At 69.1% G+C, this 24222-nt stretch carries 23 protein-coding genes; 15 read left to right on the forward strand and 8 right to left on the reverse strand.

The annotated features are described in order from the left end of the window. Positions 1-75 precede the first annotated feature (75 nt). From CGUA_RS03420 to secA, 3 genes are all read left to right on the forward strand, one after another. Entirely contained in the window at positions 76-579 is a 504-nt protein-coding gene (locus CGUA_RS03420; RefSeq protein ID WP_290197702.1) for a ComF family protein, read from the forward strand. Positions 580-706: 127 nt separating this feature from the next. Further along, positions 707-1369, forward strand: coding sequence for a ribosome hibernation-promoting factor, HPF/YfiA family (gene hpf, locus CGUA_RS03425; protein WP_290197703.1), 663 nt, complete (start codon positions 707-709; stop codon positions 1367-1369). Between the two features lie 152 nt (positions 1370-1521). Continuing rightward, the gene (gene secA / locus CGUA_RS03430) at positions 1522-4068 is read left to right on the forward strand and encodes a preprotein translocase subunit SecA (protein ID WP_290197704.1); all 2547 of its coding nucleotides are present in this window, start codon (positions 1522-1524) and stop codon (positions 4066-4068) included. A gap of 170 nt (positions 4069-4238) precedes the next feature. On the opposite strand, the gene CGUA_RS03435 is transcribed toward secA, so the two are convergent. Together CGUA_RS03435 and CGUA_RS03440 are read right to left on the reverse strand one after the other, a co-directional pair. Then, positions 4239-4820 carry a dihydrofolate reductase family protein gene (locus tag CGUA_RS03435; RefSeq protein WP_290197705.1) on the reverse strand — a complete coding sequence of 194 codons (582 nt, stop codon included), beginning with the start codon at positions 4818-4820 and terminating at the stop codon, positions 4239-4241. A 73-nt stretch (positions 4821-4893) separates the two neighbouring features. Further along, positions 4894-5259 carry a hypothetical protein gene (locus CGUA_RS03440; RefSeq protein WP_290197706.1) on the reverse strand — a complete coding sequence of 122 codons (366 nt, stop codon included), beginning with the start codon at positions 5257-5259 and terminating at the stop codon, positions 4894-4896. A gap of 105 nt (positions 5260-5364) precedes the next feature. Here CGUA_RS03440 and CGUA_RS03445 point away from each other — a divergent pair, with 105 nt between their 5' ends. Further along, a complete protein-coding gene (locus tag CGUA_RS03445; RefSeq protein WP_353959859.1) occupies positions 5365-5883 on the forward strand; it encodes an HAD-IA family hydrolase in 519 nt (172 codons plus the stop codon). Then, a complete protein-coding gene (locus CGUA_RS03450) occupies positions 5884-6390 on the forward strand; it encodes a DUF6912 family protein (protein ID WP_290197707.1) in 507 nt (168 codons plus the stop codon). It abuts the gene before it with no gap. Positions 6391-6406: 16 nt separating this feature from the next. Here the strand turns inward: CGUA_RS03450 and rsgA are convergent, their stop codons facing one another. Both rsgA and aroA read right to left on the reverse strand, forming a co-directional pair. Next, positions 6407-7438: a ribosome small subunit-dependent GTPase A gene (gene rsgA, locus CGUA_RS03455; protein WP_290197708.1), complete on the reverse strand. Its 1032-nt coding sequence runs from the start codon at positions 7436-7438 to the stop codon at positions 6407-6409. Beyond that, a complete protein-coding gene (gene aroA / locus CGUA_RS03460; protein ID WP_290197709.1) occupies positions 7431-8699 on the reverse strand; it encodes a 3-phosphoshikimate 1-carboxyvinyltransferase in 1269 nt (422 codons plus the stop codon). Before aroA ends, rsgA begins: the two co-directional genes overlap by 8 nt. Positions 8700-8717: 18 nt before the next feature. On the opposite strand from aroA, the gene CGUA_RS03465 reads away from it, so the two are divergent. The 4 genes from CGUA_RS03465 to CGUA_RS03480 all read left to right on the forward strand — a co-directional run bounded on the left by CGUA_RS03465 (position 8718) and on the right by CGUA_RS03480 (position 11512). After that, on the forward strand, positions 8718-9416 hold the full coding sequence (locus CGUA_RS03465; protein WP_290197710.1) for an SOS response-associated peptidase: 699 nt from the start codon (positions 8718-8720) through the stop codon (positions 9414-9416). Between the two features lie 143 nt (positions 9417-9559). Beyond that, the gene (locus tag CGUA_RS03470) at positions 9560-10264 is read left to right on the forward strand and encodes a sigma-70 family RNA polymerase sigma factor (protein ID WP_290197711.1); all 705 of its coding nucleotides are present in this window, start codon (positions 9560-9562) and stop codon (positions 10262-10264) included. A gap of 8 nt (positions 10265-10272) precedes the next feature. Then, positions 10273-10545, forward strand: a complete 273-nt coding sequence (locus CGUA_RS03475) for an anti-sigma factor (RefSeq protein ID WP_290197712.1) — start codon at positions 10273-10275, stop codon at positions 10543-10545. Positions 10546-10549: 4 nt separating this feature from the next. After that, complete coding sequence (locus CGUA_RS03480) at positions 10550-11512, forward strand: arsenic resistance protein (protein WP_290197713.1); 963 nt, start codon at positions 10550-10552, stop codon at positions 11510-11512. 87 nt (positions 11513-11599) lie between these two features. Here CGUA_RS03480 and CGUA_RS13225 read toward each other — a convergent pair whose 3' ends face one another. Further along, a complete protein-coding gene (locus tag CGUA_RS13225; protein WP_096877815.1) occupies positions 11600-11674 on the reverse strand; it encodes a 50S ribosomal protein bL37 in 75 nt (24 codons plus the stop codon). A 112-nt stretch (positions 11675-11786) separates the two neighbouring features. Then, positions 11787-12047 (reverse strand): WhiB family transcriptional regulator, encoded by a 261-nt coding sequence (locus CGUA_RS03485; protein WP_290197714.1) that lies wholly within the window; start codon positions 12045-12047, stop codon positions 11787-11789. Between the two features lie 531 nt (positions 12048-12578). On the opposite strand from CGUA_RS03485, the gene CGUA_RS03490 reads away from it, so the two are divergent. After that, entirely contained in the window at positions 12579-13031 is a 453-nt protein-coding gene (locus CGUA_RS03490; RefSeq protein ID WP_290197715.1) for a hypothetical protein, read from the forward strand. Between the two features lie 4 nt (positions 13032-13035). Here the strand turns inward: CGUA_RS03490 and CGUA_RS03495 are convergent, their stop codons facing one another. Then, positions 13036-14289: an Rv3212 family protein gene (locus CGUA_RS03495; RefSeq protein ID WP_290197716.1), complete on the reverse strand. Its 1254-nt coding sequence runs from the start codon at positions 14287-14289 to the stop codon at positions 13036-13038. Further along, entirely contained in the window at positions 14286-15539 is a 1254-nt protein-coding gene (locus tag CGUA_RS03500) for a DEAD/DEAH box helicase (protein WP_290197717.1), read from the reverse strand. Before CGUA_RS03500 ends, CGUA_RS03495 begins: the two co-directional genes overlap by 4 nt. Before the next feature lie 145 nt (positions 15540-15684). On the opposite strand from CGUA_RS03500, the gene CGUA_RS03505 reads away from it, so the two are divergent. The 5 genes from CGUA_RS03505 (at position 15685) to CGUA_RS03525 (ending at position 24161) form a co-directional block, all read left to right on the forward strand. Next, entirely contained in the window at positions 15685-15912 is a 228-nt protein-coding gene (locus CGUA_RS03505; protein ID WP_290197718.1) for a DUF3107 domain-containing protein, read from the forward strand. 172 nt (positions 15913-16084) lie between these two features. Beyond that, a complete protein-coding gene (locus CGUA_RS03510; protein WP_290198304.1) occupies positions 16085-17035 on the forward strand; it encodes a DUF3152 domain-containing protein in 951 nt (316 codons plus the stop codon). Positions 17036-17042: 7 nt separating this feature from the next. Next, positions 17043-17840: a hypothetical protein gene (locus tag CGUA_RS03515; RefSeq protein WP_290197719.1), complete on the forward strand. Its 798-nt coding sequence runs from the start codon at positions 17043-17045 to the stop codon at positions 17838-17840. Further along, positions 17837-20929 carry an ATP-dependent helicase gene (locus tag CGUA_RS03520; RefSeq protein ID WP_290197720.1) on the forward strand — a complete coding sequence of 1031 codons (3093 nt, stop codon included), beginning with the start codon at positions 17837-17839 and terminating at the stop codon, positions 20927-20929. Before CGUA_RS03515 ends, CGUA_RS03520 begins: the two co-directional genes overlap by 4 nt. Next, positions 20922-24161, forward strand: a complete 3240-nt coding sequence (locus tag CGUA_RS03525; protein WP_290197721.1) for an ATP-dependent helicase — start codon at positions 20922-20924, stop codon at positions 24159-24161. Before CGUA_RS03520 ends, CGUA_RS03525 begins: the two co-directional genes overlap by 8 nt. The last annotated feature ends 61 nt before the right edge of the window (positions 24162-24222 follow it).

A 24222-nucleotide genomic window follows, 5' to 3' on the forward strand; every position in this document is an offset into this window, starting at 1 on the left:
GAGCTCCTGTGCGCGGCCTGCCGCGCCGAACTGGCGCGGCCGCCGCAACTGGTAACGACCAGATCGAGCCCGCATGTGCCGGTCTACGCTCTCGCGCCCTACGCCGGTGCGCACCGTTCGCTCATCCTGGCGATGAAGGAAAGACGCAATACCGCGGTGCGTCGGCACGTCGGCGCGGTGCTGGGCGCCGCATTGACCCATCTCGGCGCCCGGGGAGAGCTGCCGCCCACCTTCGTCCTGGTGCCCGCGCCCACGAGGCGGCGCTCGGCGCGGCTGCGCGGGGGAGACCCCGTCGAGCAGATCTGCCGGGCCAGCGGCGTCGCAACGGTGGCGGCCCTCCGACTTGCCCCGCGCGTCGCTGACCAGTCGGAACTGGGTGCGGAGGAGAGACTGCGGAATCTGGCGGGGGCGGTGCGGCTCGTCGACGCCGGCGTCGACGAGCTCCGTTCCCGGCCGGCAGCCCCCGCCGTCCTGGTCGACGACGTGGTCACCACCGGGGCGACGTTGACGACCTCCGCGCAGCGGCTCATCGCCGCGGGTGTGACCGTCGCGGCCGCGGTGGTCATCTGTTCGGCCTGATCACAGCCCTGCCGGGGGTGTGAAGTCGGTCGCCCGGACAAAAGTCCGACCCGGTGTACCCCATTGGTTATGACCAGAGGTAGGGTGGAGGTACAACAGTCCACCGGATTGGAAAGGGAAGAAGCAGATGACCACTGCAGATATCAAGCGTCCTGAGAGCCAGGTGACCATCACTGGCCGCAACGTCGAGGTGCCGGAGCACTTCGCAGACCGCGTCAATTCCAAGCTGGCGAAGATCGAGAAGCTCGATCCCACCCTGACTTTCTTCCACGTGGAACTTCAGCACGAGAACAACCCGGCTCGTGGTGACCGCACCGACCGCATCCAGATCACCGCCACCGGCAAGGGGCACATCGCCCGCGCCGAGGCCAAGGAGGACAGCTTCTACGCCGCGCTCGAGGTCGCGCTGGGCAAGATGGAGCGCTCGCTGCGCAAGGTGAAGGTCCGTCGCGAAAAGGCCAAGTCCGGCCACCGCGCCCCGCTGGGCGTCGGCAAGCTGGCCGCGGAGATTCAGCAGGTCGAGAAGGATCGCGCGGCAGCCGAGGCAGCCAACGAGGAATTCGACGTGGACCCCTACGAGAAGGAGGTCGATGACGCCGTCCCGGGCCAGATCGTGCGCACCAAGGAGCACACCGCCACCCCGATGAGCGTCGATGACGCACTCTCGGAGATGGAGCTCGTCGGACATGACTTCTTCCTTTTCATGGACGAGGAGACCGGGCGCCCGTCCGTCGTCTACCGTCGTCACGCCTTCGACTACGGCCTGATCACGCTGGTCGACGAGGACTAGGGGAGCGCCCGGGGGCGGGCGGACCTGCCCCGGGGATTCCGCGACACCGGGACACCGTGACCCCATGGGTTACGGTGTCCCGTCGTCTGCGGGTGCGTACAATGACGGATTAGCATTCATCCCCATTGTCAATCGCAAAAGGATTCCTCCCTGTGTTTGGACTCTCCAGGCTTCTCCGCGTCGGCGAAGGCCGTACGGTCAACAGGTTCGCCAAGATGGCGGACCAGGTCATCGCGCTCGAGGATGAGTACGAGGCACTGACCGACGACGAGCTCAAGGCCAAGACCCACGAGTTCGTCGCCCGCCTCGCCGAGGGGGAGACGCTCGAGGACATCCTGCTGGAAGCCTTCGCCACCGCCCGCGAGGCCTCCTGGCGCGTGCTCGGGCAGAAGCACTACAAGGTCCAGATCATGGGTGGCGCGGCGCTGCACTTCGGCAACGTGGCCGAGATGAAGACCGGTGAGGGCAAGACCCTGACCTCGGTTCTGCCGGCCTATCTCAACGGACTGTCCGGAAAGGGCGTCCACGTGGTCACGGTCAACGACTACCTGGCCAAGCGTGACGCCGAGATGATGGGCCGCGTGCACCGATGGCTCGGTCTGGAGGTGGGGGTCATCCTCTCCAGCATGCGTCCGGCCCAGCGCAAGAAGGCCTACGACGCGCACGTCACCTACGGCACCAACAACGAGCTGGGCTTCGACTACCTGCGCGACAACATGACCCGCAACCTCGCCGACATCGTGCAGCGCGGCCATAACTTCGCCATCGTCGACGAGGTCGACTCCATCCTCATCGACGAGGCGCGTACCCCGCTGATCATCTCCGGCCCGGTCGACGGGTCCAGCCAGTTCTACTCGGTCTTCGCGCAGCTGGCGCCGCGGATGCGGGAGGGCGTCCACTACGAGGTCGATCACCGCAAGCGCACCGTCGGCGTCACCGAGGAGGGCGTGGACTTCGTCGAGGATCAGCTCGGCATCGACAACCTCTACGCGCCGGAGAATTCCCAGCTCGTCATCTTCCTCAACAACGCGCTCAAGGCCAAGGAGCTCTTCGAGCGGGACAAGGACTACATCGTCCGCGACGGTGAGGTGCAGATCGTCGACGGGTTCACCGGCCGCATCCTGGCCGGGCGCCGCTACAACGAGGGCATGCATCAGGCGATCGAGGCGAAGGAAAACGTCGAGATCAAGAACGAGAACCAGACCCTGGCGACCGTGACCCTGCAGAACTTCTTCCGTCTCTACGACAAGATCTCGGGCATGACCGGCACCGCCGAAACCGAGGCCGCCGAGCTCAACTCCATCTATGGCCTGGACGTCGTGCCGATTCCGACGAACAGGCCGAACCAGCGCATCGACCACCCGGACGTGATCTACAAGACGCAGGAGGCGAAGTTCGCCGCCGTCGTCGACGACATCGCCGAGCACGTCGAGAACGGCCAGCCGGTGCTGGTCGGCACGGTGTCTGTCGAACGCTCCGAGTACCTCTCCGAGATGCTCAAGCGCCGCGGCATCGACCACAAGGTGCTCAATGCGAAGGCCCACGAGCAGGAGGGCAACATCGTCGCGGCGGCCGGCCTGCCGGGCAACGTCACCGTCGCCACCAACATGGCCGGTCGCGGCACCGACATCGTGCTGGGCGGCAACCCGGAGGTGCTTCTCGACGCCCGCCTCAAGGAGCAGGGCCTCGATCCTTTCGACGACGAGGAGCGCTACCAGGCCGCCTGGGACGAGCAGCTGCCGAAGGCGAAGGCCCGCTCGAAGGCGCTGGGCGACCAGGTCCGCGAGGCCGGCGGCCTCTACGTCCTGGGCACCGAGCGCCACGAGTCGCGCCGCATCGACAACCAGCTGCGCGGCCGATCCGGCCGACAGGGCGATCCCGGTGAGACCCGCTTCTACCTCTCCATGCGCGACGATCTCATGGTCCGTTTCGTCGGCCAGTCGATGGAGAACATGATGAACCGCCTCGACATCCCGGACGACGTCCCGATCGAGTCGAAGATGGTCTCCAACTCCATCAAGGGCGCGCAGGCGCAGGTGGAGAACCAGAACTTCGAAATGCGCAAGAACGTCCTCAAGTACGACGAGGTCCTCAACGAGCAGCGCAAGGTCGTCTACGGCGAGCGCCGCGAGATTCTCGAGAACGCCGACCTCAAGACCCATGTGCGCAACATGATCGACCAGACGATCAGCGCCTACGTCGACGGCGCCACCGCCGAGGGCTATGTCGAGGACTGGGACCTGGATGAGCTGTGGAAGGCCCTGGACACCCTCTACGAGCCGAAGGTCCAGTGGAAGGAGCTCGTCGAAGGTTCCGAGTACGGCCGCCCGGGCGAGTTGACCGCCGCCCAGCTCAAGGAGGCCCTGACCGCCGACGCCAACGCCGCCTACGACGAGCTGGAGACCGCAGTCAGCGGCATCGGCGGCGAGGCGCAGATGCGGAACGTCGAGCGCCAGGTCATCCTCCCGATCATCGACGCCAAGTGGCGCGAGCACCTCTACGAGATGGACTACCTCAAGGAGGGCATCGGCCTGCGCGCGATGGCCCAGCGTGACCCGCTGGTCGAGTACCAGAAGGAGGGCGGCGAGATGTTCAACGCCATGAACGACGCCGTCAAGGAGGAGACCGTCCGCCAGCTGCTGCAGCTGCGCAAGCAGTTCGTCCGCAACGATGACGGGCCCACCACGGCCACCGTCTAGGGCTCCGCTTGCCGACGCCGACGCCCCACCCGGGGGTCGGCGTCGTTTTCATGTGAGGTGATGCGGGAACGGTGCGTGGACTAGTTCCTGAAGGCGCCCCGGTGTCCCTTGGCGGTGTAGGAACTGAAGCCGTTGAGCGTGATGAACGCGTCCCAGGTGTGGGGTGACGGTCATCGGCGCGAGAGCAGGCCGGGAGGCAACGGGGCGTCGAGGAGTCTCGGGCGGTAGTCCAGCAGGACGATGCGCCGATCGAAGATGCGGGTTTCCGCCAGGTCCAGTGCGACGTCCGGGTAACCGTCGTAGATGCGGTCGCGGCCGGTTGTCCCGGTGATCACGGGGAAGACGACGACCCGGAAGCGGTCGACGAGACCCGCCGACAGGAGCGCCCGGCACAGGGTGAGGCTGCCGAGCGTGACCAGGGGTCGCTGGCTGGTGGCCTTCAGCTCGCGGACGACCTCGACCGCCTCGGCGTTGATGAGTCGGGTGTTGGCCCAGCTCAGCGGCTCCCGCAGGGTGCTGGAAAAGACGATCTTCGGGGCCGCGTCGAGGGCGGCGGCGCCCTCGATGTCGGATCCGGCCATGGTGGACATGAGCCGGTAGGTGTTCGCCCCCATGAGAATGGTGCGGTCGGCGGCGGTGTCCTGCGCCAGCCAGGCGAGGTACTCGGGGCCCTCGAGTCCCCAGAGCCCGGGCCAGCCCTCGGCCGCTCCGTAGCCGTCGAGTGAGGAGACGAAATCGACCATCAGTTCCATGGCTGCTCCTGCCCCGCCTCCGTCACTGTGACTTTCATCACCATTGTGGCCGTGTCCGTCGGGAAGGTCAAGGCTACAACACCCGGAAGGAGGTGATTCTACGGCCGTCGCTGACCGCGGTGAAGGCCACCAGACGCCGGGCGCCGACGGCGGTGCCGAAGATCTCGCCGCGTTCCCGGGCGTGAACCCTGAGCAGGCGCACCGGGCCCCGGTCGGGGCTGCTGCGCAGGCGGGCGGTGATCTGGGAGCGCACCACCGGTGCGAAGCGGGTCGGCGCCAGGGCCGAGACCTCCCTCATCCCGAACGCCGCCTGGAGCGCCTGGAGAAGAACGGGGCCGAAGGCGGCGGGGTCTTCCCCGGCGGCGGCCGGGAGCGGCGCGGGTTTCGGGGGTGGGGACCAGATCTTGACCTGGCTGAGGCCCGGGACGGGTGAAAGCATGACGAACTCCTCGCGAACTCGAATGACGGAAACTGCCTGAGATTCGGGGGAGTGGGACGGTGTCCGCGTGCGCCGGGAGGCGCGCGGCACGGTCTGGGTATCATTATGGCAGTCTGGTCGGTGGCACGCCTCCCATGTCCACTACGGTGGACAGGCTTGGACCCCGACGGAGTAATCGACACTAGAGCTAATGAAAGAGGCCAGCGAGACATGTTGCGAGGACTGATCATCGACTACGCCGGGGTGCTCGACGGCCCGGAAGAGGAGCTGGAGCGCTGGCGCGCCCTGTTCGCCGCCATCAAGGCCGCGGACGTCTCCATCGCCATCCTGTCCAATGAGCCGGGCGGCCCGGAGGCGGAGCGGATCCGGGAGTGGGAGTACCGCGGCATCGTGGACGCGGTACTGATGTCGGGCGAGATCGGCGTCGAGAAGCCGGAGTTCGGCGCGTTCCAGGCTGCGGCCGATGCCCTCGACCTGGACCTCAACGAGTGCGTCTTCGTCGACGACAACATCCACTACATCCGCGCCGGCGTCGACATCGGGCTGGTCTGCTTCCTGCACACCGCCTTCGACCGCACCGCCGTGCAGCTGAGCAGCGTCTACGACCTGGAGGGGGAGTTCTAGGTGCGCGTCTACCTGCCGGCGACCTTCGCGCTCCTGAACGAGCTCGCGAACGAGGGCGTCATTTCCGCGCGCAACGGCTGGGGCTTCACGGTGACCCCCGCGCTGCGGGAGTTCTACACCAGCGGCGACGAGGAGGAGCTGGAGGCCATCGCCTTCGACGACGCCGCCGAGGCGTCCCTGCGCCTGCTGGCCATCGGCGACGAGGAGAAGTTCCCGCACCGTCGCGTGGTCATTTCCGTCGACGTCGACGACGCGGCCGTGACGCTGGCGGACGACATGGGTGACACGGTCGTCAAGCTCGCGCCGGCGCAGGTCACCGTCGACCAGGTCGCGGCGCTGCACGTCGACGTCGCCGAGGCCGAGCCGGCCACCGCCAAAGCCATCCAGGTCATCGACGCCTCCGACCTGGGGGACGAGGACGCCGAGCTGATCGTGGGCGACGCCCAGGACAACTACATGGCGTTCTACGACGTCTCCGAGCTGGGCGTGCTCATCGACCTGCTCTAGGCGCGGATCCCGGGATCTACATCTCCCATTCGTTGTTGCTGCGCAGCGCCCCGAGTAGTTTGCGCACGGCGACCACCCGGCGGCCCGTCGCGGTCCCGGGGTCGAGCTCGTCCCAGGCGCACTCCGGATCCGCAGGCGGGCCCATGTGGGAGCAGCCGCGCGGGCAGCGTTCGGTCGCCTCGGCCAGATCCTCGAACACGCGGATGACGGCCTCCGGCTCGACGTGGGCCAGACCGAAGGAACGGATGCCCGGGGTGTCGATGATCCAGCCGCCGCCCTCGCCCGGCAGCGGCAGGGCCACCGACTGGGTGGAGGTGTGCCGGCCCTTGCCGACCCCGGAGACGATGCCGGTGGCGCGGTTGGCGTCCGGGACCAGTCGGTTGACCAGCGTCGATTTCCCCACGCCGGAGTGCCCGATCAGGGCGGTGACCTTGCCCTCGATGAGTGCCTCGACCTCATCGAGGGAGTCGTCGATGCCGGCGATGACGACGGTGACGTCGAGGGCCGCGAACTCCTCGGCGAAGGGGGTGGGGTCGGTGAGATCGGACTTCGTCAGGCAGAGGATCGGGTGGATGTTGCCGACGAAGGCGGCCACCAGCGCGCGCTCGACGAAACCGGAGCGCGGCGGCGGGTCGGCCACAGCCGAGACGATGAGCAGCTGGTCCGCGTTTGCGACGACGATGCGCTCGTAGGGGTCGGTGTCGTCGGCGGTGCGGCGCAGCACGCTGGTGCGCTCCGCGAGCTTGACGATGCGCGCCAGGGTGTCCTTCTGACCTGTGGTGTCGCCGACGACGCCGACGCGATCGCCGACCTCGATGGCGGTGCGGCCCAGTTCGCGGGCGCGCATGCACACGATCGGCTTGTCGACGGTGTCGGGGCGGTCGTCGAGGACCACACCCCAGCGGCCGCGGTCCTTGGTGACGACCATGCCGAATTCGGCGTCCGCGTGCGCCGGGCGGTCCTTGGTCCGCGGCCGGGACCCCTTGCCCGGGCGGACGCGGACGTCCGACTCGTCCCAGCGCCGGCCTCCGAAGGTCCCTCTAGCCATGGATCATCCCCGACCACATGCCCGGGAAGTCCGGCATGGTCTTCGAGGTGGAGGCGATGTCGTCGACCTCGACGCCCTCGACCACCAGGCCGATGATGGCGCCGGCGGTGGCCATCCGGTGGTCGGCGTAGGCGTGCCAGAGACCGCCGTGCAGCTCGGCCGGTTGGATCAGCAGGCCGTCCTCGAGCTCGGTGCAGTCGCCGCCGAGGCCGGTGATCTCGGCGGTCAGGGCCGCCAGCCGGTCGGTTTCGTGGCCGCGCAGGTGGGCGACGCCCGTTAGTCGGGAGGGGGTGCTGGCGCAGGCGGCCAGCGCGGCGACGGTCGGGGTGAGCTCACCGACGTCGCCCATGTCCATGTCGACGCCGGTGAGCCTGCCGTCGGCCGGACCGCTGACCTGGAGGTCACCCCCGACGCGCTCGACGGTGCAGCCCATCCGGGTGAGGATGTCGCGGATGGCGTCGCCGGGCTGGGTGGTGGTCTCCGGCCAGTCCTTGACGGTGACTCGACCGCCGGTGACGGCGGCCGCGGCCAGGAACGGGGTGGCGTTGGACAGGTCCGGCTCGATGGCCCAGTCGCGGGCCCTGATCACGCCCGGTTCGACTGTCCAGGACCTGCCGTCCTCGGACCGGGAGCCGGTGACGCCGGCGTCGCGAAGCATCTCGATGGTCATGTCGATGTGCGGGGTCGACGGCAGCGAGTCGCCGGTGTGGCGCACGGTCAGGCCCTTGTCGAAGCGGGCCCCGGCGAGCAGCAGACCGGAGACGAACTGGGAGGAGCCGGAGGCGTCGATCTCCACGGTGCCGCCCTCGATGGCGCCGGCGCCGTGGACGGTGAAGGGCAGGGTGTCGCCGTCGATGTCGGCGCCCAAGTCGCGCAGCGCGTCGAGGATGGTGCTCATCGGGCGCTCGCGGGCGTACTCATCACCGTCGAAGAGAACGTCGCCCTCGGCGAGCACGGCCACGGCCGGGACGAAGCGCATGACGGTGCCGGCCAGACCGCAGTCGACCTCGCCGCCGCGGAAGGCGCCGGGGGTCACCGTGGTGGTGCCGTCGGCCTCGTCGGTGATCTCGACGCCGATGGACTGCAGGGCCCGGCTCATCAGGTCGGTGTCGCGCGAGCGCAGGGTGCCGGTGAGCACGGAGGTGCCGTCGGCGAGCGCTGCCAGGATGTAGGCGCGGTTGGTGATCGACTTCGAACCGGGAATCCGGATCTCGTGGTCAATCGGTGCGGACACATACGGGGCGAGCCAATTCGAGGACATGTGACCATAATAGGGCTTATGTGCGGACGATTCGTATTGTTCACCACCGGCGACGCGCTCCTCGAGCGGGTCGGCTCCCTGCCGGGCGTAACGGAGGTGCTGGCCCCGGAGGGAACGCCGGGCCCGCGCTACAACGTCGCGCCCACCCAGACCGTCCCGATCGTGCGGGTCAAGGAGTCGCTGGCGCAGGTTGATCCCGCCAGGTGGGGGCTCATCCCGCACTGGAAGAAGGACGACAGCGGCCCGCCCCTGTTCAACGCCCGCGGCGAGACCGTGGCGGAGAAGCCCTCCTTCCGCGACGCCTTCAAGCGCCAGCGCAGCCTCATGGTGCTCGACGGCTACTACGAGTGGTTCGTGCCGGAGGAGGAGCGGGGCAAGTCCCGCCCGAAGAAGCAGCCCTACTATGTGCGGCGCACGGACGGCGGGGTGCTCTGGGCCGCCGGGCTATGGTCGACGGGACTCGACCAGCTTTCGACGACCATGGTCACCACGGAGTCCGCCGGGAGGATCGCATGGCTGCACGACCGCCTGCCGCGCTTCCTCGCCGAGGAGGAGATCGAGCAGTGGCTGCACGGCACGCCCGAGGAGGCCGCGGAACTGCTCCACCCGGCGCCGTCCTCGCTGATCGACGCCTTCGAGTGGTCGCCGGCGGATCCGGCGGTCGGCAGCGTCCGCAACGACCACGCCGGGCTGATCGAGAACCCCGGTCTGTTCTAGGCCGGATTGTGTCCGGCGCGTGATCGCGGAATCCCGTCCCGGCGTCGACGGGTGGGCGGCGGTCGACGGCTTTCTGGCCCCGGCACCCGTTGACCTACAATGGGGCAGAGAATTTTCCCCGAACCAGGAGGCACACGGCCAGCATGGTGGACAGAGACGACGCCGCCGACGAGGTGGAGGACACCACCCGCGTCGACGACACCGATCCGGAGGTCCTGGCTGCCCGTTTCGAGGAGGAAGCGCTGCCGCTGCTCGACCAGCTCTACGGCGGTGCGCTGCGGATGACGCGCAACCCGCAGGACGCCGAGGATCTGGTGCAGGAGGCCTACCTCAAGGCCTACCGCTCCTTCCACTCCTTCCGTCCGGGCACCAACCTCAAGGCGTGGTTGTACCGGATCATGACCAACACCTACATCAATTCCTACCGCAAGAAGCAGCGCCAGCCGGTGGAGGCAGCGACGGAGGAGATCACGGACTACCAGCTCTACACGACGTCCTCGCACGACTCGACGGGCCTGGAATCCGCCGAGGTGCTGGCCCTGGGCAACATGCCCGACAGGAACATCACCGACGCGCTCAACCAGCTTTCCGAGGACTACCGCATGGTCGTCTACCTCGCCGACGTCGAGGGGCTGGCCTACAAGGAGATCGCGGAGGTCATGGACACGCCCATCGGCACGGTGATGAGCCGCCTGCACCGGGGAAGAAAACAGCTGCGCACGTTGTTGAAGGATGTAGCCCGGGAGCAAGGCATCGGCCTCGACCACCCGGATATGGCTGAAACCACTGATACCGAGACCCCTGCCACGGCGCGAAAGAGCGACCGCGACACTGCTAAGGAAGGGTGAGAACCGACATGGCTCTGCAGGACCACGACTCCGCCACCGAACCGTGCGGCTGCGAACGAGACAGCATTCACGCCGCGCTCTGTGATCTCTTCGACGGAAGGATCGACGCCGCGCGCGCCGAGGAAATCCGCCGGCAGATCGCGCGGTGCCCGAGCTGTTCGGAGCGGCTGGATTCCGAGGAGACCATCCGCATTCTCATGCGCCGGTGCGCGGAGTCCGACAGCGCGCCGATGACCCTGCGCCAAAGGATCACGACGCAGTTGCGGATCACCCGATTCTGACCGGATGACGCTCAATCGCCTCACGGCCTGGTTGGACACCCACCAGGTCGCTTTGTATCTGGTGGCCATGCTCCTCGGCGCGGGGATCGGCCTGGGCGTCCCCGCCGTCGCCGGGCCCGCCCAAACCCTCATCAACCCCTCGTTGGGGCTGCTGCTCTACGCCACCTTCCTCGGGATCCCCTTCACCCGACTGGTGTCGGCGTTCCGGGACGCCAGATTTCTGCTCGCGGTGCTGGCGGGAAACTTTATGGTCGTGCCCGTGGTGGTCTGGGCGTTGACCCGTCCTCTCGCTGACGACCTCGTGCTGCTGGTCGGTGCCTGCCTGGTGCTGCTGGCGCCGTGCATCGACTACGTCCTCGTCTTCACCGGGCTCGCCGGCGGCGCGAAGGATCGGCTGTTGGCGGCGACGCCGCTGCTCATGTTCGCCCAGATGGCGCTGCTGCCGCTGTACCTCCGCGTGCTTGTCGACGCCTCCCTGCTCGCCACCTTCGACCCGGCGCCGTTCCTGACCGCCCTGGTCGGGCTCATCATTGTGCCGCTGCTGGCGGCGGTGGTCACGCAGGCCCTCTCCGCGCGCCTCGCCGTTGCCCGACGGCTGGGGCGCCTCATGGAGGCGGCGATGGTTCCGCTGATGATGCTGACCCTGGCCGTCGTCATCGCCTCCCAGATCAGCGGGGTGGGACAGGAATGGGCCACCCTGGCCCGGGTGGTGCCCGCCTTTGCAGCCTTTGCCCTCATCATGGCGGGGCTGGGGTGGGTGCTCGCGCGGGCCTTCCGGCTGGACGTGCCCGGTCAGCGGGCGGTCGTTTTTTCCACGGTGACGCGCAATTCGCTGGTCGTCCTGCCCATCGGTCTGGCGATGCCGGCCGGGTTCGCCCTGGTGCCGCTGGTGCTGGTGACGCAGACGCTGGTGGAGCTGATCGTGATGGTGGCGGGCGTTCGCCTCGTGCCCCGACTCATCCGCTAGGCGCCCGCCGGGCAAACGAACGGCCCCCGGCCCGACAGCTGCTGCTGTCTGGCCGGGGGCCGCACCGAGTCACGGTGTGATCAGTGCTTAAGAGTTCGGACGCTTGCCGTGGTTGGCGCCCTTCTTGCGACGGTCCTTACGCTTACGGCCACGCTTGCTCATGGTTACTCCTTGAGTGGATGGAAATGGTGATTGATTCTCCAACCCTAGCGGGCGGGTGCGCCGGGGAGAAAATTGTCCCCCGGCTTCTGACCACCGTGTTAGCGGTGGCCGCTTAAGCGCTGATGCGGGTGCGGCCGCGGCCGCGCTTGTTCGCGCGCTTGAGGGCGCGACGCTCCTCCTCGGAGAGGCCGCCCCAGACGCCGGCGTCCTGACCGGTCTCGAGGGACCAGACGAGGCACTCGGAGGATACCGGGCAGCGGTGGCAGACCATCTTGGCCTGGGCGATCTGGGTGAGTGCGGGACCGGAGTTGCCGACCGGGAAGAAGAGCTCCGGGTCCTCGTCGCGGCAAATTGCTTCGTGGCGCCAATCCATGATTGATGATCTCCTAGAAAAAATAAGACGTGTGGAACGTGCGGTGAATTACGTGCTGTGGCAAGGGTTTCGGACAAATGCACACCAGACGACGGAAACCGGGGTCCTGGTTTCCCAGGCGAGGATCCGCGCAAAGTAGAACTGACACATGGACGGGCGGGGCCGGACTGCCTGCAGCGGTCTCAGCGACTCCGCCTCGGTTCACGTGCTGTTAACCCTGTGGTGGCTCAGAGTTCGGGGCCGATTCATTGGCCATTTGTTTTGCTACCCAGGAATAATGGCATGTAAACAAAACCTTCGCTAGAGGTAAACGCGATAATGTGACGAGATTCACTTCTGTGCCCCGAATTGAATCACCTCTCATTGAGGTCCCGGTTCGCCATTCCCTTGTCCAAAAACCCTTCCGGCCTGGACTTACGCCATTTGTGACGTGGGGCATATTGGGGCCCAAAGGGCAAATCGGGTACGCCCGAGGGCCCCGTGTTCATGGCCATGACCTGGGTGGAAGCCGGCGGGCTAGACTTGCTGCTCGTGACTGTCTCTTCATCCTCCTCTGCCCATCACCCCGTCGTCCCGATTCCCGCCGTGCTGAAGTTCGGCGCCGGAGTCACCATTGTCCAGGCGGTCGTGGCCTTCGTCATCGGCGTGCTCTTCATCCTCGAGGACTTCCGCACCATGGGGGAGGAGGACAGTCTCCTCTCGGACACCGGCGCCACCGACTGGGTCGGCACCGGCACCGCGATCTTCATCTTCATCGTCTTCGGCGCGGCCCTCGCCGGGGCCGTCAGCATGTTGCGCGGCCACACCTGGGGCCGGGGGCCGATCGTCCTGCTGCAGATCCTGCTGCTGTTCGTCGCCTTCTACATGTTCTCCGGCGGCCAGCCCGCGGCCGGCGCGGCGGTGGCGCTCTCGGCGCTCCTCATCCTGGTGGGGGTGCTGCACCCCAAGACGAACGAGTGGTACTCCTCGGTCTACGGGGGCTGAGGCGCTAGGACACGGCCAGCCCGACGAGCGCGTCCGTCCGCTTCTCGACGACGGTCGTCCCGAGCGCGCTCAGCGAGACCGGCCCGGCGTATGCGCCGCGGTCCACCGGGATGACCCGCTCGACTGCGCCGGACTCCCAGTCGGCGACGGCCACGCCTGCCTCGGTGGGGTAGAGCAGGCGCTCGCCGACGGCCACGCCCGTGCCGATGGCGTCCTCGAAGATGTGCTGCACGCCCAGCAGGGTCGGGGCGAACAAGTAGAGCCGCTCGCCGTCGAACCACGTCATGTGGTGCGGCAGGTCGGCGACGGCCGCGGCGTGGACGTCCTCCCCCAGGGGCCGGGCGCTCGCCGCCGCCACCGGCCGCCGGGAGGTCTCGGTGCCGTCCTCGGTGAAGGACAGCATCGTCGGCGCCGGGCCCGGCACGTACACCGCCGCGGCCTCCTGGGCGATGGCCACCAGCCGGGCGTCCGGATCCGGGATGCTCACCTGGCCGGTGATCTCCGGCGCCCGCGAATCCTCCGGGGTCGCCTTCTGGAAACGCAGCCAGGTCACCGAGGGCTCCTCCGGGCACACCTCGGTGACGGCCACCAGCTCGGTCCGCGTCAGCGCTGAGGTAATGCGACACTCCTCGTGCGGCTGCAGATCCGGCTCCTGTTTGGCCTCCACCGCCCCGTATTCGACGGTGCGCACCATGTCCGAGCGCCACAGCTCCAGGCGCTGCGCGCCCACGGTGCCGACGCGATCGTTAGAGCTGATCGCCACCGGATCCGCGGGGGCGTTGGCGCTGCGGGTGCCGGCGTACTCGCCCGTCGAGGCGTCGAGGGCGACGACGTCACCGCAGCCGACGTTGGACCGATAGGTGGCGACCACCTTGTCCCAGGCCGCCCCGAGCGAGCACAGCGGGGCGTCGCCACGCGTGTAGGACCAGACCGCCTCGCCCGCGGGGGAGTGGGCGGTGACGGTGTCGCCGGAACTGGCGATGAGCAGTCCGCCGCTGACGACCGGCGCCGTCACGCCCGGCAGCGCGGCGTCGGGCAGGGAGAAGATCTCCGTGAGATTGTTCGGCGGGGCGAGGGGCAGGCCGGATTCGACGAACTCCGCCTCCGCCCGGTGAAGTTCGACGGAGCGGACGGGGGCGCTGAACCACGCGACGGCCACGAGGAGGGCGACGACCCCGGCGATCGCGGCGGTCGCGATCAGGTCGCTCCGCTCGCGCCGCAACGGTCCGGCATCGGTGGCTTGCTCGGGCCGACTCATCTGGGGCGGCTCCTTCCCCCGAGCACCTTCCGGGCTGGGCCGACGCTGTCCGTCGCGGACTCCGGGATGTCGAGCGCCTCATTCAGTTCGGGCGAGGAGGAGAACCATTGCGGCGGTTCGGGCAGGTCGAGACCGAGTTCGTCGTTGATCAGGCGCCACTTCATCACTTCGTCGTAGCCGACCAGGGTCACCGCGGTGCCGGAATGCCCGGCGCGGCCCGTGCGGCCGATGCGGTGCACGTAGGACATCGGGTCGTCGGGAGTCTGGTAGTTGATCACGTGCGTGACGTCGTCGACGTCGATGCCGCGGGCGGCGACGTCGGTGGCGACGAGAATCTCGATCTCGCCGCGTCGAAAAGCGTCGAGCGAGCGCTGGCGCTCCGGCTGACGCATGTCGCCGTGGACGGCACCGACCGGGAAGCCGAGCTGGCCCAGATCCTCGGCCAGCTCCGCGGCGGTGCGTTTGGTGCGGGTGAAGATGATCGTCCGGCCCCGGTCCCGCGCCTGGAGGATCCGGGTGACCACGGCTTTCTTGTCCATCCGGTGGGACTGGAAGATGACCTGGTCGGTGCTCTCGTGGGTCGCGTTCTCACCCGGGTCCTCGGCGCGGATGTGCACCGGACGGTCCATGAAACTACGGGCAAGGGTGAGGATGGGGCCGGGCATGGTCGCCGAGAAGAGCATCGTCTGGTGCGGGGCGGTCAGGGCCCGGATCAGCGCCTCAATGTCGGGGAGGAACCCGAGGTCGAGCATTTCGTCGGCCTCGTCGAGGACGAGCACCGCCACCTTGTCCAACAGCAGGCTGCCCCGGTTGTGGAGGTCGAGCAGTCGGCCCGGCGTCCCGACCACCACGTCGACGCCCGACTCGAGGGCGTGGATCTGCTCCTCGTAGGGGCGGCCGCCGTAGATGGTGGTCACGGTGATGGGGGTGTTGCGGGCGGCCGCGGCGAGGTCGTCGCCGACCTGGACGGCGAGCTCACGCGTGGGCACCACGACGAGGGCGCGCGGGGTGCCGTCCAGCTCGGGGACGGCGGCGTCGTCGAAGACGCGGTCCAGCAACGGGACGCCGAACCCGTAGGTCTTGCCCATGCCGGTCCGGGCCTGGCCGATGAGGTCGGTGCCGTCCAGCGCCAACGGGAGCGTCAGCTCCTGGATGGCGAAGGTGTGGGTGATGCCCAGCTCGGTGAGGGCGTCGACAATCTCCGCGGCGACACCGAGGTCGGCGAAGGTAGGGGGCGACTGGTTGGTCACGCGATTGACGCCGCGGGTCGCAGAACTGGTGGACGGCCGGGTGTTCGCCGGTAGAGAACTCGGAGCAGACACGTGTTCATCCTATCCGCATCATCCCTATGATGGGAAAGACCTCCAAACAGATGTAAGAAGTAAGGACCACACAATGGACATCAAGATCGGTTTCACCGAGTCCCCCCGCGAACTCGTCATCGGCACCTCCGAGGGTCGCGAGGACCTCGTCGCCCGTATCCGTGAGGCTGTCACCACCAGCTCCGGCATCCTCGAGTTCGATGACGCGAAGGGCCGCACCTACCTCGTCAACGCCGAGGAGATCGCCTACGTCGAGGTCGGCAGCCCCGAGCAGCGTTCGGTGGGCTTCGCGGGCATGTAGCCGCCCTGGTTCGCCCGCCCCGGCTCCGGCCGTGACTTTCCGTCCCGGGCAGGTAACCTAACCAACTATGTCGAGCACGTCATCCACCGGCGATCCGCGCCCAGCTGGGGCACACGATTCCGGACCCCGGGACGGGGAGCAGCCAGATCAGCCTCCCGCCCAGGAGTCTGCGCTGGTCCGCTTCGCCCGGGAGTGGGGGTGGCGTGCTTATGCGATCCCGGTGCTGACCGTGATCACCATCTGGCTGCTCGCCGACGTGATGTTCTTCCCCGCAGCGGAGGACACCGCCGCCGGTGCCCCCGACACGACCGTGACGGCGGCCGGCACCGGGTCCGGGAGAACGGTCGAGGAGCCCACCGCCACCCGGGGCCCGGGTCCGGATCCCGCCACCCACGGCGGCGTCGCCGTCCCGCCCACCGAGCTACCGGCCGGCGGGGCCTTCACCGGGCAGGGCGCCCGAACCTTCCACACCGTCGGCGTGCCCGGCATGGTGGCGGGGGAGGGAACGGAGACCGTGGTCCGCTACGTCCTCGAGGTCGAGGACGGCGTCGACACGTCCCGCTACGGGGGCGGTGACGGCTTCGCCCGGATGGTCGACGCCACGCTCGCCGATCCCCGCGGCTGGACAAACGATCCCCGCTTCCGTTTCGAGCACGTCGCCCCGGATCAGGATCCGAACCTGCGGATCCGGTTGACCAGCGTCGGCACCACCCATGAGCTGTGCGGCAACGACCTCGAGATGGAGACCAGCTGCCGAACGACCATCACTGGCGAGTCGCTGGTCGTGATCAACGAGTCACGCTGGGTCCGGGGCGCGGTCCCCTTCGAGGGCGACCTCGGCTCCTACCGCCAGTACCTCGTCAACCACGAGGTCGGCCACGCGCTCGGTTATCAGGATCACGTCGCCTGCGGGGAGAACGGGGCGCTGGCGCCGATCATGATGCAGCAGACCCTCAGCCTCAACAACGGCGAGCTCAACTCCCACGCGCCGACGGAGATCTACCCGGACAACGACGCGACCTGCCGGTACAACGCGTGGCCCTACCCGGTGCCGGGCACCTCGCCGGAGGACGACAACAACCCGGGCGCCCCCGCCCGCCACCCCGACGACATGGGCCGGTGATTCCATCATGACCTCACCGCTCAACCGCATTCCCGGGCATGTGCTGACGGCCTTCCAGATCGATGCCGCCGCCAGCCCGGTCACCGGCAACCTCAGCCTCGCCTGGGGCCATGGGGTCCGCGTCGGGCAGTACGCGCTGGTGCCCGCCGGCGACCACACACATTTCTCGGTCACCACCAGAGAGTCCGTCACCGTGGACGGCGTCCGCTTCGCCCGGCCGCTGCGCTCCACCGACGGGCGCTCCAACGTCGGTGGCTGGGCGGTCAACGTCCATGACGCCGGCGAGCTGGCCCGACGCGTCGACGAGACCACCGCCGCGGCACTCCGGCTCGCCGACGCCCTCGCCGACCTGCCCATGCCCGACATCGAGGCGGACCCGGGCACTCTGTCCGCGCTCTACCAGCGGGCGGAACGCGAGGCCTGGTCCGAATGCGAGGACCGCCACGGCCCGCTCGAGACCCCTGGCCCGCTCCAGGTCGGCCACATCGACATGCTCGGGACCACCATCTTCCGGGGCGCCGCCGCGCCCATGGTCACCGACCTGGTGCCCACCGCGGCGCCCCGCCCGCACGCCTACACCGCCGCCCTCACCATCGTCGACGGACTGATCTACCAGGCCGTCGGCGCCCCCATCCTCGAGCGTTTCGCCTATCTGCCGGACCTGCTGGGGCTGGCCGCCCGGGCTGTCGCTTTCCGACGCGTGCTCACCGACCTACACCCCGAGGCGACGTCGATCTCGCGTTCGAGGATCGCGGTCGTCGAGGAACTGGTCGTGTCGCGGCTGTCTGCCACAATGGGGGCATGATCCACCCGGCCGATGCTGACCAGCGAAGAACCCGACCCGTCCTGCCCCCGAATCCCGGCGTCAGACTCGTCGAACGCACCTCCCGCAGTGTGGTACGCGAGTGGCCGGGGCCGCTGCCCGGCTCCGGCCGGTGGCGGGTCACCGGTGCCGCCGGTTCGGGCGTGTCCGGTTTTCTGGTGGACACGGTCCTGGCGAAGATCCGGTCCGGGGCCGACCCGGACGGCATTCTCGTCGTCGCCACCTCCAAGGAGGCGGGGGCGCGCCTGCGCCGTGCGCTGGTCGACGGGCTGACCTCGGAGGAACGCGCCTACGTGGCCAAGGCCCCGCTGGTGCGCTCGGTCCACTCACTCGCCTTCGCCCTGCTGCGTACGGCCCACGACGAGCCCATCCGCATGATCACCGGCGCCGACCAGGACTCGGTGATCCAGGAGCTGCTGGCCGGCCACGCGGAGGACGGCCGGGGCGACTGGCCGGAGGACATGCGCCCGGCGCTGACCTACGTGGGCTTCGCCCGTCAGCTGCGCGACCTGCTGCTGCGTTCGGCCGAGCGTGGGCTGACCGGCCCCCGTCTGACGGAGTTGGGCAGGGCGCACCGGCGCCCGTTGTGGGAGGCCGCCGGGCGCTTCCAGACGGAGTACGACCAGATCCTCTCGCTGGCGGATTCTCGCCAGTACTCGGCGTCCGAGCTGGTTGCGGCGGTGCTGGACACGGACGCCCCCGAACGGCACCACTGGCACACCGTCGTCGTGGACGACGCCCAGCACCTGGATCCCAAGTCCGGTGAGCTGATCACCCGCATCATGGGCGCCGGCCCCGGGGACCTCACCGTCGTCGGCGGCGACCCGATGCAGTCGGTGTTCCGCTTCCGCGGTGCGAGCACGGCCTTCCTGGAGGATTTTGAGCCGGACGAGGGCAACGACGTCGACCTGGGGCAGTCCCGGCGGAACCCGCGCCGCCGCGCCGTCGTCGTCGACTCCGATTCCACGCAGCGTGACCTCATCGCCGACGCGGTCCGCCGGGCCCATCTCGAGGAGGGGATCCCGTGGTCGGACGTCGCCGTGATCGTGCGCTCCGCCGGCCAGCTCGGGCCCGTGCGCCGGGCGCTGCTGGCCGCCGGCGTCCCTGTGCACGTGGACCCGACGGACGTGGTCCTCGCCGAACAGCACATCGTCTCCGCCCTGTTGCTGGGGGTCCGAGCCCTGACGGAGCGGGTCAGCCACAGTGAGCTGGAGTCGCTCATCCTCGGACCGGTCGGTGGCGCCGACCCGGTGACGCTGCGACGCCTGCTGCGTGGACTGCGCCGCCACAATCCGGGGCTGCGGGGCATGGAGACCCTCTCCGACCTGCTGGCTCCGGACGTGCCGTTGCCCGACTTCGAGGGCTTCCTCACCGACCGGGAACTTTCCATCCTGCATCGCCTGCGGGAAGTGCTCGACGCCGGCCGCGCCGCCCTCAAGGGCGGGGGTAGCGTGGAGGAAATTCTCTGGGCCCTGTGGGAGGCCACCGACCTGTCTGACCGGCTCATGGCCGCCGCCCTGCGCGGCGGTGCGACGGGTTCCCAGGCCGACCGCGATCTGGACGCGATGATGTCGCTCTTCGACGCCGCGGGCGACTACGCCGAGCGCAACCCCACCGCCACCATCGCGTCCTTCGTCCGTCACATTGAGGACCAGGAGCTGCCGACGGGCGTGCGGGACCGCCGATCGGCGGTGCCGGAGGCGGTGTCCCTGCTGACGGCCCACGGCGCCGTGGGGCAGGAGTACGCCTGCGTCATCGTCACCGGCGTGGAGGAGGGGGTGTGGCCCAGCCTGGGCGAGACCGGCTCGCTCTTCGCGCAGGAGGATCTCATCGACCTGCTCGACGAGGGCATCGCCCCGGACACCCCGGTCTCCCACACGCCGGGCCGCCTCGCCGAGGAGCGGCGCCTCTTCCACGTCGCCGTCACCCGGGCGACCGACCGGCTGTTGGTCACCGCCATCAACAACCTCGGCGGCAACGAGCCGGTCGAGGCATCCCGCTTCGTGAGGGAGTTCGCCGACGCGCACGAGCTGGAGATCGCCGACCATGCCCCGAAGGACGCCGGGGACACCGACTACGAGGAGTTCTCCGTCCGTATCCTCACCCCCTCCTCGCTGATCGCGGAGCTGCGCCGCAGCGTGACCAGCCCGGCGGCCGCCGAGGCCGAGCGCGTCCAGGCCGCCCGCCAGCTGGCGCGCCTGGCGGCGGAGGGGGTCGCCGGGGCGGATCCGGAGGAGTGGTGGTCGACCACGGAGCCCTCGACCAGCGAGCGGCTGCCCGAGGTGAGAGCTCTGTCGCCTTCCCGCATCGAGGGGTTGATGAAGTGCTCGCTGCGGGAGGTCCTGGCGCGCCTCGACGAAGAAGCCGAGACCCCGATCGCCATGTCCCGGGGCACCCTCGCCCACGCGCACTTCGAGGCGCTCGGCCGGGGGGTGGACCCGGAGCTCTCGCGCCGGCTGACGATGGCGGCCTACGCCGACATCCTTGATGAACCCGAGTGGCGGACCGGCCGTGCGAAAGAGGAGTTCGAGCGGATCCTCGTCCGCATCGAGGAATGGCTGGCCGGGTCGGAGCAGGTCAAGCGGCTCATCGGCGTGGAGGTTCCGGTCAACGTCCAGGTCACCGACGCCGTCGGCATCCGCGGGCGCATCGACCGCCTGGAGGAGGACGCCGAGGGCGGGGTCTACATCATCGACCTCAAGACCGGCAAGACCCCGGTGTCCAAGGAGCAGGCGAGCCAGCACCCGCAGCTGGCGGCCTACCAGCTGGCGCTGAGCCGCGGCACCTACCGCGACGGGGCGGTCGTCGACCCGGATCCGGGCGACGAGCTCATCGACGTCGCCCTGGCCAGCCTGGTGTACCCGGCCAACACCAACAAGGCGGTGCCCACCCGTGAGCAGGTCACCCGTTCCCCGCAGGAGCATGAGGAGCTGGCCGCCCGGCTGCCGGAGCTGGCCGAGGAACTGCGCGGCCCGACTCTGACCGCCCGGGTCAACGACACCTGCACCAACTGCCCCGTGCGCGCCATCTGCCCGCTCCAGCCCGAAGGGAAGACGTTGTTCAATGCCTAAGCCACACGCCATCTCCGCCGTTCTGCTCTCCCAGGTCCTCCACGGCGCCGACCGGCTGCCGACCGAGCAGCAGGCCGCCGTGACCTCGGCCGAGCCGGGGCCGATGCTCGTCGTCGCCGGCGCCGGCGCGGGAAAGACGGAGACCATGGCCTCGCGGGTGGTGTGGCTCGTCGCCAACGGCTACGCCACCCCGGACCAGATCCTCGGCCTGACGTTCACCCGGAAGGCCGCCCAGGAGCTGGGGCAGCGCATCCGCCGCCAATTCCGCACCCTGGCGGGCAGCCCCAAGGTCCGCGACCTCGACCCGAGCGGCGAGCTCGCCGAGATGCTCACGGCGCAGGCGCCGACGGTCTCGACCTACGACTCCTACGCCGGTCAGCTCATCCGCGAGTACGGCCTGCTCGTCCCAGTCGAGCCGGACGCCCGCCTCATCACCCAGGCGGAGCTCTACTCCATCGCCCACCGGGTCGTCACCGACTACCGCGGACGGCTCTCCGCCACGCAGACGGTCGGCACCGTCACCGAGAAGCTGCTCAGACTCGTCACCGAGCTGGACAATGGACTCGCCGACGTCGCCGACGTGGCCGCCGACTCTGAGGCGCTGGCCGACGCCATCTTCGACCTGCCCAAGGTGGGACGCCAGGGCAAGGAACCCAACGCGGCGATGAAGAACTGGGCGGACACCCAGCGCCAGCGCGTCGACTACCTGCCCCTGGTGGCGGAGCTCAAGAAGGAACTCAGCCGCCTCGGCGTGGTCACCTTCAACGAGCAGATGTCCGTCGCCGCCCGCCTGGCCCGCGACCACGGCCACGTGCGCGCCGGGCAGCGCGGCCGCTTCCGCGTCGTCATGCTCGACGAGTACCAGGACACCTCCCACTCCCAGCGAGTCCTGCTCTCGAGCCTCTTCGGCACCCCGGACTACCCGGAGACGCCGGAGCCCCAGCCGGACCCGACGCTGACGGTGACCGCCGTCGGCGACCCGATGCAGGCGATCTACGGCTGGCGCGGCGCCACCGTCGAGAACCTCGAGGAGTTCGTCAACGATTTCCCCACCGCCCTGACGCCCGCGCCGAAGAAGGAGTTGACCACCTCCTGGCGCAACCCGGGCACCGTCCTGCAGCTGGCCAACGCCGTCTCCGAGCGCGTCTTCGGCGGCGGGCCGCGTCCCGTCGCCGAGCTCGAACCCCGCGCGGGCGCCGGCCCCGGCGAGGTGGCCCTCGGACTCTTCGCCGAGGCAGAGGACGAGATCGCCTTCGTCGCCGACCGCATGGCCGCTGAGTTCCAGCAGGCCCAGGCCGAGGGGCGGGCCTTCAAGGGCGCGGTCCTGGTGCGCAAGAACCGGCATTCGCAGCCGATCGCCCAGGCCCTGGCCGAGCGCGACATCCCCTACGAGATCGTCGGACTCGGCGGGCTCCTGCTGGTCCCGGAGGTGGCGGACATGGTGGCGCTGGCGACGATGCTCATCCGCCCCGGTGACAACCGGGCGGCGTTGCGCATCCTCTCCGGCCCCATCGTCGGCCTGGGACTCGCGGACCTCATGGCCCTGCAGGCCCGCGCCCGCAATCTCACCGGTACGCAGGAGCGCCCCCGCTACCCCGAGGATCCGGTGGAGCGGCTCAAAGCACAGCTGGCGGAGGTGACCGCCTCGCCGCCGGACCAGGTCGCCGGTCTCACCGACGCCATCGCGGATCTCGGCGAGCGCTCCCGCTACAGCGAGGAGGCCGTCGAACGCCTCGAACTGCTCTCCGCCCGCCTTCGCCACCTGCGCAGCTACTCCTTGAGCAAGACCCTGGCCGACCTCTTCGTTGACATCGACGCCACCTTCGGGATCCGCACCGAGGTGCTCGCGCACAACGGGCCGGGCGGGGCGGTGCACCTCGACCAGTTCCTCGCCACCGTCGGCGCCTATCACGGCGACAGCCTCACCGCGCTGCTGGACTACTTCGACCTGGCCGTCGAGATGGAGGACGGCCTCGAGGCCGGCGAGGTGGTCGTGCGCTCTGACCGCGTCCAGATCCTCACCGGGCACAAGGCCAAGGGCCTGGAATGGGACGTCGTCAGCGTCCTGCACGCCGACGCCGGCACCTACAAGGCGCAGGCGTCGACCTTTCTCACCAACGTCGACAAGCTCCCCGACGCCAGCGAGGCCACCGGCGTCGACACCGAGGGCGCGGGCGACCGCAAGGAACTCGAGGACAACGGCAAGGCCTTCATCGCCAAGGACAGGGCCAACGTCGCGGAGGAGAACGCGCGCCTCTTCTACGTGGCCGTCACCCGTACCGAGCGGGTCCTGACGGTCACCGCCAGCGGGGAACCCTACGAGTATCTGCAGCTGCTGGCGGACACCTCCCCGGCCAGCGTCGTCGTGTGGGAAGGCGGGGAAGAGGAGGAAGACGCTGACCCGGACGCCGGGGGCGTCGACACACTCGCCGCGCAGGTCGAGTCCGCCCAGTTCCCGGCGCTCGAACTCCGGCCCGAGGTGAAGGCCGGCGCCGAGCTGGTGCGCGCGGCCATGACCGGGCTGCCGGCCCAGACCGCCGGCGAGACCTTTGATTTCTGGGAACGTGAGGTCGACGCCCTCATCGAGGAGCAGCGCGCCCTGGCCGCCCCGGAGATTGAGGTGGAACTGCCCGCCGAGCTGACGGCCACCGATCTGGTGATGATCAAGTCCGATCCGGTGCAGTTCGCCCGTCGGCAGCGCCGGCCGGTCCCTTTCAAGCCGAACACCTACGCCAAGCGCGGCACCGCCTTCCACCAGTGGCTGGAGGACAGCTTCGGTCAGCGGGGGCTCCTGGACGAGGAACAGCTGCCCGGGCTGGACGAGGAGGTCGTCGACGCGGCGGACCTGGAGGAGCTGAAGGAGGCGTTCCAGTCCAGTGAGTGGGCGGAGCGCACCCCGGTGCACGTCGAGCAGCCCTTCGAGGTCCGCATCGGAGACACCATCGTCCGGGGCCGGATGGACGCGATCTTCCGCTCCCCGGAGGGCCGGTGGATCGTCGTGGACTGGAAGACCGGCCAGCGTCCCCAGGGCGCACAGCTGCGCGCCGCCGAGATCCAGCTGGCCGTGTACCGCGAGGCCTGGCGACGCATCGTCGGGGTCGACGAGGACGTCGCGGCCGCGTTCTTCTACGTCCGGCAGGGGGACACCTTTGCGCCGAGGACACTTCCGGACGGGGCGGAACTGGCCGCTCTGCTGAACGTGTCCACGGGCAGGAGCGCCGGGGACCGATGATGGCGGCGGCGGGCACTATGCTTGTCGGCGTTCCACATCGCAGCACCGACGCAGAAGAGGA

Source organism: Corynebacterium guangdongense (genome assembly GCF_030408915.1).
GTDB classification, from domain to species: Bacteria; Actinomycetota; Actinomycetes; order Mycobacteriales; family Mycobacteriaceae; genus Corynebacterium; species Corynebacterium guangdongense.